The sequence below is a fragment of the Rathayibacter sp. AY1C7 genome (genome assembly GCF_002931865.1).
In the GTDB taxonomy this organism is placed as follows: Bacteria; Actinomycetota; Actinomycetes; order Actinomycetales; family Microbacteriaceae; genus Rathayibacter.
Genome location: NZ_PSWB01000034.1, coordinates 1 through 16,842 on the forward strand (window position 1 = coordinate 1; position 16,842 = coordinate 16,842).

A 16,842-nucleotide genomic window follows, 5' to 3' on the forward strand; every position below is an offset into this window, starting at 1 on the left:
CCCCTCGGCCCCGCTCGCGCCCGATCCGCGCCCCGGCAACGACGAAGGGCCCGCCGTCCGGAGACGACGGGCCCTTCGCAGCGGGGATCAGCCGCCGACGGTCGGGGTGCTCGTGGTGACCTCGTTGGTCGTCGCGAGCGTGCCCAGGTAGAGCTCGATGACCTTGGGGTCGTTCATCAGCTCCCGGCCCGCGCCCTCGTAGGCGTCGCGGCCCTGATCGAGGACGTAGCCGCGGTCGCAGATCTGCAGCGCCCGCCGCGCGTTCTGCTCGACGATCATGATCGAGACGCCCGCGCGGTTGATCCGCTGCACGTTGACGAACGTCTCGTCCTGCCGCATCGGGGACAGGCCGGCGCTGGGCTCGTCGAGCAGCAGCATCGACGGGTCCATCATCAGAGCCCGCGACATCGCCACCATCTGGCGCTCACCGCCCGAGAGCGACCCCGAGCGCTGCTTGAGCCGCTTGCTGAGCTCCGGGAAGAGCTCGGTGACGAACTCGAGCCGCTCCTTGTACAGCTTCGGCTTCTGGTACATGCCCATCTCGAGGTTCTCCTCGATGGTGAGCGACGGGAAGACGTTGTTGTTCTGCGGCACGAAGCCCACGCCCTTGGACACCAGCTTGTCGGCCTTGAGGCCGGTGATGTCCTCGCCGTTCAGCAGGACGGTGCCCTGGCGGATGTTGACCAGGCCGAACATCGCCTTCAGCAGCGTCGACTTGCCTGCACCGTTCGGGCCGATGATCCCGACGAGCTCGCCGCGCTTCACGTAGACGTTCGAGCCGTTGAGGATGTTGACCCCCGGCACGTAGCCCGCGTGCAGATCGTGCGTCTCGAGGGTGTTCGGAGTCGTCGTGTCGGCGGTCATCTCTCGTCCTTCTCGAATTCGACGGCCGGGGCGTCGGTCGTCGGGGTGACGCTCGTCGGCGCGGAGGCCGACGGGGACGCCGTTCCGGCCGCCGGAGCGTCGTGGCCGGGCGTCGGGATGCCGGCCTTATCCGCCTGCCGCTCCACGTCCTCGCGGACGAGGTCGGAGTCCATCTCCTCGGCGATCTCGAGCTGGCCCTCGATCGTGCCCAGGTCGGTGTCGTGGTGCGCGCCGAGGTACGCGTCGATGACGGCCGGGTCGTTCATCACGGTCGAGGGCGGGCCCTCGGCGACGACCTTGCCCTCGGCCATCACGATCACCCAGTCGGCGATCGTGTTGACCATGTGCATGTCGTGCTCGACGAAGAGCACGGTCATGCCCTCGTCCTTCAGGTTCACGATGTGACCGAGGAGCGACTGCGTCAGCGCCGGGTTCACGCCGGCCATCGGCTCGTCGAGCATGACGAGCTCGGGCTCCGACATCAGCGCCCGCGCCATCTCGAGCAGCTTCTTCTGGCCGCCCGACAGGCTCGACGCGTAGTCGTCCCGCTTGGTGTCCAGCTTGAACTTCTCGAGCAGGCGGATCGCGCGCTGCTCGATCGAGTCCTCCTCCTTCGACCACAGCGGGCGGATGAGCGAGGTGAAGATGTTCTCGCCCTTCTGCCCCTTCGCGCCGAGCAGCATGTTCTCGAGCACCGTCATGCCGCCGAGCGCCTTGGTGAGCTGGAACGTGCGCACCATGCCCATCCGCGACACCCGGTAGGCCGGGACGTTGGCGAGGTTCTTGCCCTTGAAGTTCCACTTGCCGGTGTTGGGCTTGTCGAAGCCCGTCAGCAGGTTGAAGAACGTGGTCTTGCCGGCCCCGTTCGGGCCGATCAGGGCGGTGATGGATCCGCGGGGGATCTCGAGGTGCTCGACGTCGACCGCGGTCAGGCCGCCGAAGCGGCGGCTGACGTTGTCGGCGACGACGATGGGGTCCTTCTTCCTGACCCCGGGGACGATTGCTTCCTCGGTGATGTCCGAGACCGGCGTCTTAGGCAAAGTGCAGATCCTTCTTCTTGCCGAAGATCCCCTGGGGTCTGAAGATCACCAGGAGCATGAGGGCTACCCCCACCACGATGAACCGGATGGGTCCGGTCTGCACGGTGGTGAGGCGGATGAGGTCGTTGTTGAGGACCCCGGTGTCGATCCCGAGCGTGAGCAGTCCGTCGGTCAGACCGAGGACGACCCAGAAGATGATCGAGCCGACGACGGGTCCGAAGACCGTCGCGGCGCCGCCCAGCAGCATGATCGTGTAGAGGAAGAACGTGAGCTGGGTGCCGTAGTTGTCGGGCTGGAGCGAGCGGGGGAGGATGAACAGCGCTCCTGCGAGGCCTCCGAGCACGCCGCCCAGGATGAGCGCCTGGATCTTGTACGAGAAGACGTTCTTGCCGAGCGAGCGCACGGCGTCCTCGTCCTCGCGGATGCCCTTGATGACGCGGCCCCAGGGGCTGCGCATCAGGAGGAACACCAGGAGGCAGGCCAGGAGCACGAGGCCCCAGCCGACGATCCGCACCCACCACTGGTCCTGGCTGTAGGTGAGCACGCCGATGCCCCAGCGGCCCTCGGGCAGCGGGTTGAGGTCGTTGAACGCCTTCGCCGCGCCGTTGATGCCCTCCGAGCCGCCGGTGATCGCCGAGAACTCGGGGGTCTTGACCGAGAGCCGGATGATCTCCGCCGCCGCGATCGTGACGATCGAGAGGTAGTCGGCCCGCAGCCGCAGCGTCGGGATGCCCAGGATGAGCGCGAAGACGGTCGCCGCGACGATCGTCGCGAGGAAGGAGCCCCAGACGGGCCATTCGAACTTGACCGAGGTGATGGCGAAGGCGTAGCCGCCCACTGCCATGAAGCCGGCCTGTCCGAAGTTGAGCAGCCCCGTGAATCCGAAGTGGATGACCAGGCCGATGGTCGCCAGCGCGTACGCGGCGACAGTGGGATCGACGATCTGCCCGATCGCCAGCCAGATGAAGTTGAGGTTCATGGTGTCCTAGCCGATCCGTTCCTTGCGGCCCAGGATTCCCTGCGGCCTGACCAGGAGGATGATGATCATGAGAACGAGCGGAGCCACGTACTTGAGGTTCTCCGGGATCCAGATCGTCGAGATGTTCATCATCAGTCCGATGATGAGCGAGCCGACCAGCGCGCCGTAGGCGGAGCCGAGTCCGCCGAGCGTGATCGCCGCGAAGATCAGCAGCAGGATCGACGCTCCCGTGTCCCAGCGCAGCGACTGGTAGTAGCCGATGTAGACGCCCGCCAGCGCGGCGAGAGCGCCCGACATCACCCAGACGACGCGGATGACGCGCTCAACGTTGATGCCCGAGGCGGAGGCGAGGGCCCGGTTGTCCGAGACCGCCCGCATCGCCTTGCCGATCTTCGTCTTCGTGAGGACGTAGGCCACGGCGACGATGCAGACGACGCCGACGACGGCGCCGACGATGTCGGTGAACTTCAGGCTGATCCCGAGCTCCGGCACCGTGAAGAACGGAGCGGTGCTGTTGGGGAGCGAGAGGCGGTCGGCTCCGAAGAAGAAGACGAACACGTAGCGCAGGGCCAGCGAGAGGCCGATCGTCACGATCATCAGCGGGATGAGCTGGATGCCCTTCTTCCGCAGCGGCTTCCAGAGCAGCCCGTCCTGGACGAAGCCGAAGGCCCCGCCGAGAATCACCGCGATCGGGATGGCCAGCAGCGCCGGGAGTCCGAAGACCCCGGAGAAGAGGTACGCCATCAGCGCGCCGAAGGTGACCAGCTCGCCGTGGGCGAAGTTGTTCAGGCCGGTCACGCCGTAGATCAGCGAGGCGCCGATCGCCGCGAGGGCGATCAGGAGCCCGAAGATCAGTCCGGTGACGACCTTCGGCCAGAAGATGATCCAGAACGTGTCGGCCGACACCGGCTGGTTCACCGCGTTGGACGTGCCGTCGGGGTTCGTCGCGTCGTTGCCGGTCGTGCCCTCGGTCGCGGGGCTCGTCGGAGCCGCGGAGTCCGTCGGGACCGGGACGGTCGCTCCGGAGCCCTTCGGGTTGGCCGTCGAGACGATGAAGTTCACGATCTGGTTCTGCGAGGCGACGATCTTCACCTGCTTCGGGTTCTGACCCGCGGCGGGGTAGCCCTTGTCGACGGGCAGGGACTCCTCGTCGACGGTCACCGTGTAGGTGCCCGCGGCGTCGAGGGGGAACGTGGCCCGGCCGTCCTCGCCGGTGGTCACGGTCGCGGAGGCGTCGCCGCCGATCTCGACGGTCACCCCCGTCAGGTTCTCGTTCGTCCCCTGCACGCGGACCCAGGCGATGATCGACTGGTCGGCGGTGGTGGCGGCGAGTGCGGCGGGGGCCGCCGCGGCGATCCCGGTGAGGGTCGCGGCGAGCAGACCCAGGGCCAGGAGCCGGTCTCGGAGCCTCGGGCGTCTCCTATCCACGGGGCGCCTCCCGGTCCGTCGGATGCAGGGTCGTCGAGCGCTGGCGGCGCATCGAACGGCTGGCTGTGAGCAAGACGTCTACCTCTCGTCAGGGTGCACAGACGGATGGGGTCTCCGGGCACGCCCGAATCGCCGTCGTCAAACAACGTTGGTTGACCATACGTTCCGCATGTGTCGGCGGTGTTTCACCGTCCGCACTTACGCGTGACGACATTATGAGGGAGAGGAGAGCGCTCCAGCGCCCATCCGCGGCCCGGCGGCCGCGCCGTCGAGGAATACCGCGAGCCTCACGGCGCTTAAGATCGAACAACCGTGGCGCTCGTGAGCGGACTCCTCCCGTCCTCTCCGGGCTCCCGCACTCGACCTGCTAAGGGGCATTGATGGACCAGCCGGATCCCTTCGGATTCCTCGGACTCACCTACGACGACGTCATGCTCCTCCCGGGGCACACCGACGTCATCCCGAGCGAGGCCGACACGGCCTCCCGTCTCACCAAGCGCATCAGCGTGGCGACCCCGCTGCTCTCCGCGGCGATGGACACCGTCACCGAGGCGCGCATGGCGATCGCGATGGCCCGCCAGGGCGGCCTCGGCGTCCTGCACCGCAACCTCTCCATCGCCGACCAGGCCGACCAGGTCGACCGGGTGAAGCGGAGCGAGTCGGGCATGGTCTCGAACCCCGTCACCACCACCCCGGACGCCACCGTCGCCCAGGTCGACGACCTCTGCGGCCAGTACCGGATCAGCGGCCTCCCCGTCGTCGACTCCACCGGCGTGCTCGTGGGCATCATCACCAACCGCGACATGCGCTTCGTCTCGCCGTTCGAGAAGGCGACCACGCTCGTCCGCGACGTGATGACCAGCACCGGCCTGATCACGGGCCGCGTCGGGATCCCCGACAGCGAGGTCATCGCCCTCTTCGCGCAGCACAAGATCGAGAAGCTGCCGCTGGTCGACGCACAGGGCAAGCTCGCCGGCCTCATCACGGTCAAGGACTTCGACAAGTCGGAGCAGTACCCCAACGCCACGAAGGACGACGAGGGCCGCCTCCGGGTCGGCGCCGCGATCGGCTTCTTCGGCGACGCCTGGCAGCGCGCCACCGCCCTGCTCGACGCGGGCGTCGACGTGATCGTCGTCGACACCGCCAACGGCGACTCCGCCGGCGTGCTCGACATCATCCGCCGCCTGAAGTCCGACTCCGCGTTCGCCGGCGTCGACGTCATCGGCGGCAACGTCGCAACCCGCTCCGGGGCGCAGGCACTCGTCGACGCGGGCGCCGACGCCATCAAGGTCGGCGTCGGCCCCGGCTCGATCTGCACCACCCGCGTCGTCGCCGGCGTCGGAGTCCCGCAGGTCACCGCGGTCTACGAGGCGTCCCTCGCCGCGCGCGAGTCCGGCGTCCCCGTCATCGCCGACGGCGGCCTCCAGTACTCCGGCGACATCGCCAAGGCGCTCGTCGCCGGCGCCGACACCGTGATGCTCGGCTCGCTCCTCGCGGGCTGCGAGGAGAGCCCCGGCGACCTCGTGTTCCAGAACGGCAAGCAGTTCAAGACCTACCGCGGTATGGGCTCCCTCGGCGCCCTGCAGACCCGCGGCGAGCGGACCTCCTACTCGAAGGACCGCTACTTCCAGTCCGACGTGCCCACCGACGACAAGCTGATCGCCGAGGGCATCGAGGGCCAGGTGCCCTACCGCGGCCCGCTCGCGAACGTGGCGTACCAGCTCGCCGGCGGGCTCCGCCAGTCGATGTTCTACGTCGGAGCGCGCACCATCCCCGAGCTGAAGGAGCGCGGGAAGTTCGTGCGCATCACGGCGGCCGGGCTGAAGGAGTCGCACCCGCACGATGTGCAGATGGTGGTGGAGGCGCCGAACTACCGGCGCTGAGGGGGTCTGGTGGGGCCGGCGGCGGATCGGGATCGCGGCCCCTCTGCCCGATGGGCCTGCGGCCCATACGCCCACCACGCCGGAGGGGCCGCGATCCCGATCCGCCGCCTCCCTCCGGGAGACGAGCGCCGGTCCTCGGCTGAGGGGCGGGGGACGCAGCGCGAGCGGCGCGAGGCGCCGCCGCGACTGCGGGGGGAGGCTTCCGCCTGTGCCGTCGCGGGGGAGTGGTCATGCACCGCGCGCGAGCGCGACGGAGTGGGGACGGGCTTCCCGCGTTGCAGCGAATCGTGGTGGCGGCCGCGCAAGCTTCACCTGCTGGTGGAGTGCGCCCGCTCGCGTCGATCGCGGCCCGGTGAGGAGCCCGGTAGGAGCGGTAGCAGGCGATCCGCTCTCCAGCGGATCGTCGTAGCGCGGACGCGACCCGCTCTTCGGAACGCGACCATCCGCTGGGGCCGACCGCGGGCGAGCGACGAGCGGAGCGAGGAGCGAGCCACGGCTGACACCGCTCAGCGGTAACCGGCGATCCGCGTGCGAGCGGATCGTCGTAGCGCGGACGCGACCCGCTCTGCGGAACGCGACCGCCCGCTCGGGCCGACCGCGGGCGAGCGACGAGCGGAGCGAGGAGCGAGCCACGGCTGACACCGCTCAGCGGTAACCGGCGATCCGCGTGCGAGCGGATCGTCGTAGCGCGGACGCGACCCGCTCTGCGGAACGCGACCGCCCGCTCGGGCNNNNGAGCCACGGCTGACACCGCTCAGCGGTAACCGGCGATCCGCGTGCGAGCGGATCGTCGTAGCGCGGACGCGACCCGCTCTGCGGAACGCGACCGCCCGCTCGGGCCGACCGCGGGCGAGCGACGAGCGGAGCGAGGAGCGAGCCACAGTAAACTCTGCGTCATGGAGATCGAGATCGGGCGCGCCAAGCGCGCCCGCCGCGCGTACGCCTTCGACGACATCGCCGTCGTCCCGAGCCGCCGGACGCGCGACCCCGAGGTCGTGTCGGTGAAGTGGTCGATCGACGCGTACCAGTTCGCGACGCCGATCCTCGCCGCGCCGATGGACTCGGTGGTGTCGCCGGCGACGGCGATCCGGCTCGGGCATCTGGGGGCGCTGGGCGTCCTCGACCTCGAGGGTCTGTGGACGCGGTACGAGGACCCGGAGCCGCTGCTCGAGGAGATCCGCAGGCTTCCGGCCGAGACCGCGACGCAGCGGATGCAGGAGATCTACTCCGCTCCGATCCGCCCCGAGCTGGTGACCGCGCGCCTGGCCGAGATCCGCGCCGCGGGCGTGACCGTCGCCGGGGCCTTGTCGCCCCAGCGGACCGCGGAGCTCTACCAGACCGTCGTCGACGCCGGGGTCGACGTGTTCGTCATCCGCGGCACGACCGTCTCGGCCGAGCACGTCTCGCGCGATACCGAGCCGCTGAACCTCAAGAAGTTCATCTACGAGCTCGATGTGCCCGTCATCGTCGGCGGCGCCTCCACCTACACCGCGGCCCTGCACCTCATGCGCACGGGCGCCGCGGGCGTCCTCGTCGGGTTCGGCGGCGGTGCCGCCTCCACCACTCGCACGACGCTCGGCATCCAGGCTCCGATGGCGACCGCGGTCGCCGATGTCGCCGGCGCTCGCCGCGACTACCTCGACGAGTCGGGCGGACGCTACGTGCACGTCATCGCGGACGGCGGCCTCGGCACCTCCGGCGACATCGTGAAGGCCGTCGCGGTGGGCGCGGACGCCGTGATGCTCGGCTCGGCGCTGGCGCGCGCGACCGACGCTCCGGGCGGCGGCTGGCACTGGGGCGCGGAGGCGCACCACCCGCAGCTGCCGCGAGGCCGCCGCGTCGAGGTCGGCACCGTCGGCACCCTCGAGCAGGTCCTCTACGGTCCGGCAACCGGCGCCGACGGCACGGCGAACCTCATCGGCGCCCTGCGCCGCTCGATGGCGACGACCGGCTACTCCGACCTCAAGGAGTTCCAGCGGGTCGAGGTCGTCGTCGCGCCGTACCAGCCCAGCTGACGCTCACCGACCGAGGCGATCCGGACCGTCGAGGCCGCCGCGAACAGCGGGCTCCCTCGACGGGCCGGAGGTCCCTCGACGCGGCGGACGCCGGGACGGGCCGGCCGGATGAGCAGGGGGCTGGCGTCGTGGGCCCTGCGCCAGCCCAGCGGACGACGCTGCGGACCCGCGCGCGGAGCCGGTCCTCCCGGCGCTTCTCGGCGAGAAGCACGAGCTCGGGAGCGGTCCCGGAGGAACGCCGGGTCGGTCCAGGTCGACGGCGGTCTGCGCCAGATCCGAGACGGCGAGTCCGTCGATCAGTGCGGGTGGGGGCGGACGCGCGCTCCGCGACGCCGTTCCACGTCCGGCTGCCCAGGTCCGTCGCCCCTCGACATGCACGGTCACCGCGAGCGGCTCGACCAGGGGGGGTCCCGGACCGCCGCCGCCGACTCGCGGAGGACGAAGGGCGCGCTCCCGGTCGCGGCCACGGCGTCGATCCGCGCCCGCTGCCGCTCGTCCGCGGAGGTCCTCGCCCACTCGCCGGTCCGCGCGTACCGCTGTGCAGCCGCACGGACTCGTCCGACCGGCGGCACGCCCCGTCTCGACAGATCCCCACTGCACGCTTCCGCCCCCCTTTCCCTCCCTCCGCTCCTTCTGTGGAGACTCCCCCCACCCCCTGTGGACAGCGAGGGACGCAGGACCGCCGAGCCGGCCGGGAACTGCGGGATCCCTCGACGGGTCGGGGTTCCCTCGGCAGGAGGGCTCCGCACGCGCCTAAGCTGGAAGTCCCGAGTGGGAGCGCCGCACGGCGCGGAGGGAGCACGCATGGTCGAGGTCCGCAGGGTCAAACTGCCCGGTGTCGGCGTTCTGCACACGTTCCTGACGGCCGACGGCGGGAAGGTCGGCGTCATCGCCCACCGCTCCGGCCACAGCGACCTGATCACGTTCGCCGAGGGCGACCAGGACGGCGCCAAGGTGTCTCTCCGCCTGAGCGATGACGAGGCGCACACGCTCGCCGAGCTGCTCGGCGGCACGCAGATCACGGAGTCGCTGACCGCGCTCGACCAGATCCCGGGCCTCTCGATCGACTGGTTCACCGTCGACTACGACGACCACATCGCCGGACAGCAGCTCGGCAAGCCCGCCGACCGCGGGATCGTCGGGCTGACCGTCGTCGCCGTGGTCCGGGGCGACGCCGCCAATCCGGCGCCGGCCCCCGACTTCCGCGTCTTCCCCGGCGACACCCTCGTGGTCGCCGGCAGCCCCGAGAAGGTCGCCAAGGCGTTCGCGTTCTTCCGCACCGGCAGCTTCGCCAAGACGGTCGACGCCCCGCCCGGAGCCTGAGGATGCACCACGGCGAAGACCTCATCGTCCTCGGCGTCCTGTTCGTCGTCGCCTACGTCCTCGGCCGGCTGGGGAGGACGATCGGGCTCCCGGCCATCCCGATCTACATGGTCGTCGGGCTCCTCGCGAGCCCGAACTTCCACCTCTTCCCGCTCGACTTCGAGTCGAGCTACATCGAGCTGACCGCGGTCTTCGGGCTGATACTCCTGCTGTTCAACCTCGGCCTGGAGTTCGACCAGGACGAGTTCTTCGGGAACGCCGGCCGCCTGATCCTCTCCGGCGGCTCCTACATCGCGGTCAACATGGCCGTCGGCCTCGGCTTCGGCTTCGCGCTGGGCTGGGGGAGCCGCGAGGCGCTGATCATCGCCGGCATCACGGCGACGAGCTCGAGCGCGATCGTCACCAAGCTGCTGATCGAGCTCAAGCGCCTGGCGAACCCCGAGACGCCGATGATCCTGGGCGTCACGGTCGTCGAGGACATCTTCATCGCGGTCTACCTGGCGATCGTGTCCGTCGTGCTCTCGGGCGAGACGGAGCCGTGGCCGGTGGTGCTCAAGCTCGTCATCGCGTTCGCGTTCCTCGTGGTGATGTTCGCGATCGCCCGCTGGGGCGGGAAGGTCGTCTCCCGCTTCTTCCGCACTCGCGACGACGAGCTGTTCACGATCCTGTTCTTCGGTCTCGCCATCCTGTTCGGCGGCATCGGCGAGGTCCTCGGAGTGACGGACGCCATCGGCGCATTCCTGATCGGACTGGTCATCGGAGCGACGCGGTTCCGGTCGAGGGTCGAGCACATCGCGATCCCGCTGCGCGACGTGTTCGGAGCCTTCTTCTTCGTCAACTTCGGTCTCGGGCTGGATCCCGGTGCGTTCCCGAGCGTCGTGGTCCCGGTGCTGATCGCCGCGGTGATGACCATCGTCCTGAACCTCGGCGCGGGGCAGTTCGTCGCGTGGCTCAACAAGCTCGGACCGCGCGCGGGCCTGAACGCGGCGTTCATCCTGCACAACCGCGGCGAGTTCGCGCTCATCCTGGCGACGCTCTCGCTCTCGGCGGGGCTCGACGAGCGGATCCAGCCCTTCGCCGGCCTCTACGTGCTGATCATGGCGATCGTCGGGCCGATCCTCGCCTCGCGCTCCGAGAGCATCGGCGCGTTCCTCTCGCGGCGGCGGCACCGCCCGGCACCCGCAGCGGCCACGGCCATGGACGAGGAGGACTTCGCGCTCGTGGAGGCGGCGATGGCCGCGCCCGCCGTCTCCGCGGAGGAGGCCCCCGCTCCTCCGAGGCGCCCCGCGGAGCCGGACGAGCTCGACGACGAGTTCCCCGATCCGATGCGTCAGGCGCTCATCGACCAGGCGATGCAGCAGTCCGACGGCGCCGACGACGCCCGGCCCCGCCGCCCGAGGGAGCCCGACTACTGATCCCACGGAGCTCCCACACTCACGGGTTAGGCTCGATCCGGCCCGCGGGACACCGCACGGATCGAGGGCGGACGAGGGACGAATGACGCAGAGCACGGTCGGGCAGGTGGCCCGGCGCCCGCGCTGGATCGCCGCGCTGGCGCTCGCACTCCTGATCGCCGGACTCTTCGCCGCGCTCGGGCAGTGGCAGGTCGGCCGCGCGGTCGAGGCCGCCGCGCCCGACTCCGGAGTGTCGGAGACGACGCTCCCGCTCGCCGATGTCGCGACCCCCTCCCGCTCGATCACGGCGACCGCCGACGGACAGCGCGTGGAGGGCTCGTCCGTCTTCGTGCCGGGCGGTGCCGAGATCCTCGGCGGCCGCCTGAACGGCGAGCAGCCGGGCTGGTGGGTCATCGCCCGCACCCGCACCGCCGACGCCGACCTGGTGCTCGCCTACGGCTGGACGCAGGACGAGGCGCAGGCGCAGTCCGTCGCGGACGCGCTGAACAGCGGGAGCGAGCAGGCGCCCTCCTCCTTCATCGGCCGCCTCGTGGCCAACGAGGCCGCGGAGGCTCCGGCGGAGGGCCTGGACCCCGCCACCCTCACCGCGCTCTCCGTCCCCGCGCTGATCAACCGCTGGCCGGACCCGCCCCAGGACGTCTACCAGGGCTACGTCGTCGTCGACGAGCCGGTCGCCGGCCTCGAGGCCATCGACTCCCCGGCGCGCGTGAGCGACGTCTCGCTGAACTGGCTCAACGTCTTCTACGCGATCGAGTGGGTCGTCTTCGCCGGCTTCGCCCTCTACCTCTGGTTCCGCCTCGTCAAGGACGCGTGGGAGCGCGAGGCCGAGGAGGCGCTCGACGCCGAGGAGCGCGCCCGCGCCGACCTGGGCGACCGGGCCGAGGCCCCCGCCCCCGCACCGTAAACTGGTCGTCATGCCCCTCGAGCCCAAGCCCGCGCAGTTCCCTGCGATCCGGAGCGCTCTGCGCTTCTACCGGGTGACCTCGATCATCACCGGCGTGATGCTGCTCCTGCTCTGCGCGGAGATGCTGCTCAAGTACGTCTTCCACCTCGAGCTGTTCGCCTTCGGCCAGCAGGGCGTCCTGCACTTCGCCCCGATGTACGAGGTGCCCGGAGGCGAGTTCACGTCGAGCGGCACCGGCGCGAACCTGTCCACCGGCATCCTGATCGCGCACGGCTGGTTCTACGTCGTCTACCTCTTCGCCGACTTCCGCCTGTGGAGCCTCATGCGCTGGCCGTTCACGCGCTTCGTGCTCATCGCGCTCGGCGGCGTGGTGCCCACCCTCTCCTTCTTCGTCGAGACCCGCATCGCCCGCGAGGTCGAGCAGTACCTCGAGCGCCGGACCGCCGGCACCGACCCGAAGACCCCGACCGACTCCGTGGAGGCCCCCCATTAGCGAGCAGCCCACCGCTCCCCAGCCGCACCTGGCCGCGCAGCCCGTCCTCGTCGTCGACTTCGGCGCGCAGTACGCGCAGCTGATCGCCCGCCGGGTCCGCGAGGCGAACGTCTACTCCGAGATCGTGCCCTCCAACGCCACGGCCGCCGAGATCGCCGCGAAGTCGCCCGTCGGCATCATCCTCTCGGGCGGCCCCTCCAGCGTGTACGAGGAGGGCGCCCCGCAGCTCGACCCCGCGATCTTCGACCTCGGGATCCCGGTCCTGGGCATCTGCTACGGCTTCCAGGTGATGGCGAAGACGCTCGGCGGCGAGGTCGCCAACACGGGGCTGCGCGAGTACGGAGCGACGGACGCCGCCCTCTCGACCGACGGTGGCGTGCTCCTCGGCGAGCAGCCCGCCGACCAGACGGTGTGGATGAGCCACGGCGACTCGGTCGCACAGGCGCCCGAGGGCTTCGAGGTCCTCGCCTCCACGAGCTCCACCCCGGTCGCCGCCTTCGGCAACGACGAGCGCCGCCTCTACGGCGTGCAGTGGCACCCGGAGGTCAAGCACTCCGCCTACGGCCAGGCCGTCATCGAGAACTTCCTCCACCGCGCCGCGGGCATCCCGGCCGACTGGAACTCCTCCAACGTGATCGACGACCAGGTCTCCGTGATCCGCGAACAGGTCGGCACCGGACGCGTCATCTGCGGCCTGTCCGGCGGAGTCGACTCCGCCGTCGCCGCTGCGATCGTGCACCGTGCCATCGGCGACCAGCTCACCTGCGTCTTCGTCGACCACGGACTCCTCCGCAAGGACGAGCGCCGCCAGGTCGAGGAGGACTACGTCGCCGCGACCGGCGTCCGCCTGGTCACCGTCGACGCGCGCGAGCAGTTCCTCGACGCGCTCGCCGGCGTCAGCGACCCGGAGCAGAAGCGCAAGATCATCGGCCGCGAGTTCATCCGCACCTTCGAGGCCGCCGCCGAAGCGCTCGTGCTCGAAGCGCAGGGCGAGGGCGAGACGATCGACTTCCTCGTCCAGGGCACGCTCTACCCCGACGTCGTCGAATCCGGCGGCGGCACCGGCACCGCCAACATCAAGTCCCACCACAACGTCGGCGGACTCCCCGAGGACCTGCAGTTCGCGCTCGTCGAGCCGCTCCGCACCCTCTTCAAGGACGAGGTCCGCGCGATCGGCCGCGAGCTCGGCCTCCCCGAGGTCATCGTCGGCCGCCAGCCCTTCCCCGGACCCGGCCTCGGCATCCGCATCGTCGGCGAGGTCACCCAGGAGCGGCTCGACCTCCTCCAGGACGCCGACGCCATCGTCCGCGCCGAGCTCACCGCCGCCGGCCTCGACACCGAGATCTGGCAGTGCCCCGTCGTCCTCCTCGCCGACGTCCGCTCCGTCGGAGTCCAGGGCGACGGCCGCACCTACGGCCACCCCATCGTCCTGCGCCCCGTCTCCTCGGAAGACGCGATGACCGCCGACTGGACCCGCCTGCCCTACGACCTCCTCGCCAGAATCTCCAACCGCATCACCAACGAGGTGAGCGGCGTGAACCGGGTGGTGCTGGATGTGACGTCCAAGCCCCCCGGCACCATCGAGTGGGAGTGATTCCGCGGGTCTCCGCACGGTCATCTGCGGCGTTGTCGGCGGTTGCGATACCTCCGGTATCGCGCCCTTCTCCGCCTTGCAGCTGACCGCGCGGAGACCCGCGGAACGTCAGGAACGGCTCCCTTCGAAGGGGGCCGTTTCTTGTTGAGGGGAGCGGGTGGGGGAACGAGCCCCTGCGGGGCCGTTCCCGGGTGCAGGTAGAGGGGAACGAGCCCCTGCGGGGCCGTTCCCGGGATGCAGGTCGGGGAACGAGCTCAGGTGGCTGTTCAGGGAACGGGTGGCCGCGGTTCGGCCGGGGGATCGGTCGGGGTTGACCGGTGCCTGGCGAGGCGTTCCGAGTGGCGGTCAGCGGGACGAGGCCCTGCGGGGACGTTCCGGGGGTGCCGATCGAGAGGCGAGCTCCTGCCGGGTGGTCGGGGAACGCGGGTCTGCGCTGGTCCGGGGGCCGTGGTGCAGGCGGAGGCGGCGGGCGCGCGAGCGCGGGTCAGGCGGGGGTGTCGAGCACGCCGATGAAGCGGGTGCCGATGCCGTCGTACTCGTCGCGGCGGTGGCCCTCGGGGTGGTGCGGCCAGGAGGCGGGGGAGTGGTCCTCGCAGACGAGGAACGTGAACTCGGGCCACCACTTCTTCGGGCGGGCGGCCTCGGAGCGGCCGCAGACGGCGCAGTCGAGGGTCACCCACACGGGACGCCTGCCGGTGCGGTTCGCGCGCGACTGGACGAGCCAGGCGGGCGGATCCTGCTCGAGGGCGGCGAGCTCCTCCTCCGACAGACGGGTGGGGATGCCGTGCCGCGTCGCCATCTCGAGGGGGATGTCGAGGCGCTGAGCGGCCTCGCGACGCGTGATCATCCGGCCACCCTAACCCAGCGCCGCGCGCGGACCCCGAGGCCGCAGCGACGCGCGCGCGAGCAGCCACTCCAGCGGGCCCTGCCCCACGAGCCGCCTCCAGAGGAGAGCGGCGACGATCGAGCCGACCACGAAGACGCCGAGCAGCGTCCAGCTGCGCCACGACCCGAAGTCGAACGGCTCGTACGGGACCAGGTACACCGCCAGCGCCACGAGCTGCAGCGAGTAGATCGTCAGCGGCATCGCACCGACGGCCGCGATCGGAGTCGCCGCCCGTGCCAGGAGCGGCAGCCGCTGCAGCAGAGCCGTCAGCGCGCCGAGAACCACACAGGCGACCCCGCCCGCCCCGAGGAGCTCGGCGGTGGTGCTGGCGTGCGCCTCCACCGCCTCCGGACCCCCGAGCAGCAGCCCGCCGCCGTAGCCGAGCACGGCCGAGACGGCGCCGCCGACGACGACCCAGCGCTGGGTGGTCGCGGACCGGATGTCGCAGCGCGCGATCAGGAGGCCGAGCACCACGTACGCCAGCCACGACGGCACCGGGTAGTACTGGGTGAGCCAGGTGAGGGGCTGCGCGGCCAGGAGCGCCTCGTCGGGCGACAGGGTCGAGAGCCAGGAGCCGCCGGCGCTCGTCAGCGCGTCGACCGCGAGGGGCCCGGCGATCGCCGCGACCGCGACCAGCAGGGCGAGGACCGCCCGCGGCAGGAAGAGCAGCAGCGCCGCGACGAGGAACATCACCCCGTAGTGCGGCAGGATCACCGCGATCGGCGTCCCCAGCAGGGTGAGGGCGACGCCGATGACGAGCAGGTACAGCCCGCGGAGCAGGATCGATCCCGTGTCGTGCCAGGGCCGCGAGGAGCGCTGTGCTCCGCCCGTCATCAGCCCGATCGACACTCCCGCCAGCACGGCGAAGAGGACGGAGCTGCGGCCGTTCCAGAGCATCTCGCTCTCGACCGGGGCGAGGTGGGCGGCGAACATGCCGAGGACGGCCAGGCCGCGTGCGACGTCGAGGCCGACGATCCGGGAGTCTGCGGCACTCATCCCTCCATCGTGCCAGGCGCTCCCGGCAGTGCACCGGGAACGGCGCTGGGGCCGGGAACGACGACGGGCGCCCGACCCGGAGGTCGAGCGCCCGTCGGACGTGGTGCGCCGTGCTACTCGCGGAAGATCGCGACGAGGCGCAGGATCTCCAGGTACATCCAGACGACGGTGACCAGGATGCCGTAGGCGCCGGTCCAGCCGTAGATGCGGGGGAGGCGGTTGCGCACGCCCTGCTGGATGAACTCGAAGTCCATCACGAGCGAGTACGTGGCGAGCGCGACGGCGATGAGGCCGATCACGATGCCGATGAAGCCGGTGCGGAGACCGAAGCCGCCGCCGACGCCGAAGAGGCCGAGGCCCAGGTTCACCAGCGAGAACACCGCGTAGCTGATCATGCCGATGAAGAAGATCTTGTTGAGCTTCGGCGAGGTGCGGATCTTGCCGTTCATGAACAGCGCCAGGGTGACGCCGATCACGATGACGGTCGCCATGAGGGCCTGGACGACCGCTCCGGCGTACGCGCTCTCGAAGAACTTCGAGATCGCGCCGACCGCGATGCCCTGGGTCGCGGCGTAGCCGAGGATCAGGGCGGGCGACGGCTGCTTCTTGAAGGCGTTGACGATGCCCAGCACCAGCGCGACGAGCACGGCGGGGAGCATCAGGCCCGGGACGAACCAGCCGACGGCCGCACCCGCGAGGAGCACGACGAAGGCGAGGGCGGTCTTGGCGAGGGTGTCCTCGACGGTCATCCGGTCGGTCTCGACGGAGCCGGCGGCCGGACGGGAGTACATCTGGTCGAGCGTGCCGGGGGAGACGTCCGGGAGGTCCTGCACGCGGCCGGCGTAGCCGCGGTTACTGAACTCCGGGCGTCCGAAGGCCGGATTGTTGCTTGCCATGGTTCCTCTTCTCTCAGGTGCGCTGGTCTCCGAGGGAACTCGCGGATCTGAGTCGCTGTGGGTGCGGGGTGCGCCGCGGATCCGAGAGGACTGCGACGATGGACACCACCTTATCTGAGAGCACCT

14 protein-coding genes are annotated in these 16,842 nt (G+C 70.6%); 7 read left to right on the top strand and 7 right to left on the bottom strand.

Going from position 1 to position 16,842, the window contains the following annotated elements; translation table 11 throughout:
• Positions 1–87 precede the first annotated feature (87 nt).
• From C5C69_RS15025 to C5C69_RS15040, 4 genes are read right to left on the bottom strand one after another with little or no spacing between them, the layout of a single operon-like run.
• Positions 88–864: an ABC transporter ATP-binding protein gene (locus C5C69_RS15025; protein WP_104224729.1), complete on the bottom strand. Its 777-nt coding sequence runs from the start codon at positions 862–864 to the stop codon at positions 88–90.
• Positions 861–1,904, bottom strand: a complete 1,044-nt coding sequence (locus C5C69_RS15030; RefSeq protein WP_104258232.1) for an ABC transporter ATP-binding protein — start codon at positions 1,902–1,904, stop codon at positions 861–863. Before C5C69_RS15030 ends, C5C69_RS15025 begins: the two co-directional genes overlap by 4 nt.
• Positions 1,897–2,883, bottom strand: coding sequence for a branched-chain amino acid ABC transporter permease (locus C5C69_RS15035; RefSeq protein ID WP_104224731.1), 987 nt, complete (start codon positions 2,881–2,883; stop codon positions 1,897–1,899). Before C5C69_RS15035 ends, C5C69_RS15030 begins: the two co-directional genes overlap by 8 nt.
• Positions 2,884–2,889: 6 nt before the next feature.
• On the bottom strand, positions 2,890–4,311 hold the full coding sequence (locus C5C69_RS15040) for a branched-chain amino acid ABC transporter permease (RefSeq protein WP_104234166.1): 1,422 nt from the start codon (positions 4,309–4,311) through the stop codon (positions 2,890–2,892).
• Positions 4,312–4,691: 380 nt separating this feature from the next.
• On the opposite strand from C5C69_RS15040, the gene guaB reads away from it, so the two are divergent.
• From guaB to guaA, 7 genes are all read left to right on the top strand, one after another.
• Positions 4,692–6,194 carry an IMP dehydrogenase gene (gene guaB, locus C5C69_RS15045; protein ID WP_104224733.1) on the top strand — a complete coding sequence of 501 codons (1,503 nt, stop codon included), beginning with the start codon at positions 4,692–4,694 and terminating at the stop codon, positions 6,192–6,194.
• Between the two features lie 896 nt (positions 6,195–7,090).
• On the top strand, positions 7,091–8,209 hold the full coding sequence (locus C5C69_RS15050) for a GuaB3 family IMP dehydrogenase-related protein (protein WP_104224734.1): 1,119 nt from the start codon (positions 7,091–7,093) through the stop codon (positions 8,207–8,209).
• An 804-nt stretch (positions 8,210–9,013) separates the two neighbouring features.
• Positions 9,014–9,532, top strand: a complete 519-nt coding sequence (locus C5C69_RS15060; protein ID WP_068256939.1) for a cation:proton antiporter regulatory subunit — start codon at positions 9,014–9,016, stop codon at positions 9,530–9,532.
• Between the two features lie 2 nt (positions 9,533–9,534).
• A complete protein-coding gene (locus C5C69_RS15065) occupies positions 9,535–10,947 on the top strand; it encodes a cation:proton antiporter (protein ID WP_104234167.1) in 1,413 nt (470 codons plus the stop codon).
• 82 nt (positions 10,948–11,029) lie between these two features.
• Complete coding sequence (locus tag C5C69_RS15070; protein WP_104234168.1) at positions 11,030–11,851, top strand: SURF1 family cytochrome oxidase biogenesis protein; 822 nt, start codon at positions 11,030–11,032, stop codon at positions 11,849–11,851.
• Positions 11,852–11,861: 10 nt separating this feature from the next.
• Positions 11,862–12,344 carry a DUF3817 domain-containing protein gene (locus tag C5C69_RS15075; RefSeq protein ID WP_104234169.1) on the top strand — a complete coding sequence of 161 codons (483 nt, stop codon included), beginning with the start codon at positions 11,862–11,864 and terminating at the stop codon, positions 12,342–12,344.
• A 28-nt stretch (positions 12,345–12,372) separates the two neighbouring features.
• Entirely contained in the window at positions 12,373–13,938 is a 1,566-nt protein-coding gene (guaA, locus tag C5C69_RS15080) for a glutamine-hydrolyzing GMP synthase (RefSeq protein ID WP_104234170.1), read from the top strand.
• Positions 13,939–14,422: 484 nt separating this feature from the next.
• On the opposite strand, the gene C5C69_RS15085 is transcribed toward guaA, so the two are convergent.
• From C5C69_RS15085 to C5C69_RS15095, 3 genes are all read right to left on the bottom strand, one after another.
• A complete protein-coding gene (locus C5C69_RS15085; protein ID WP_104224739.1) occupies positions 14,423–14,785 on the bottom strand; it encodes a DUF5997 family protein in 363 nt (120 codons plus the stop codon).
• Positions 14,786–14,794: 9 nt separating this feature from the next.
• A complete protein-coding gene (locus tag C5C69_RS15090; RefSeq protein WP_104234171.1) occupies positions 14,795–15,820 on the bottom strand; it encodes a DUF418 domain-containing protein in 1,026 nt (341 codons plus the stop codon).
• Positions 15,821–15,933: 113 nt separating this feature from the next.
• Positions 15,934–16,716: a Bax inhibitor-1/YccA family protein gene (locus tag C5C69_RS15095; protein WP_104224741.1), complete on the bottom strand. Its 783-nt coding sequence runs from the start codon at positions 16,714–16,716 to the stop codon at positions 15,934–15,936.
• Positions 16,717–16,842 lie beyond the last annotated feature (126 nt).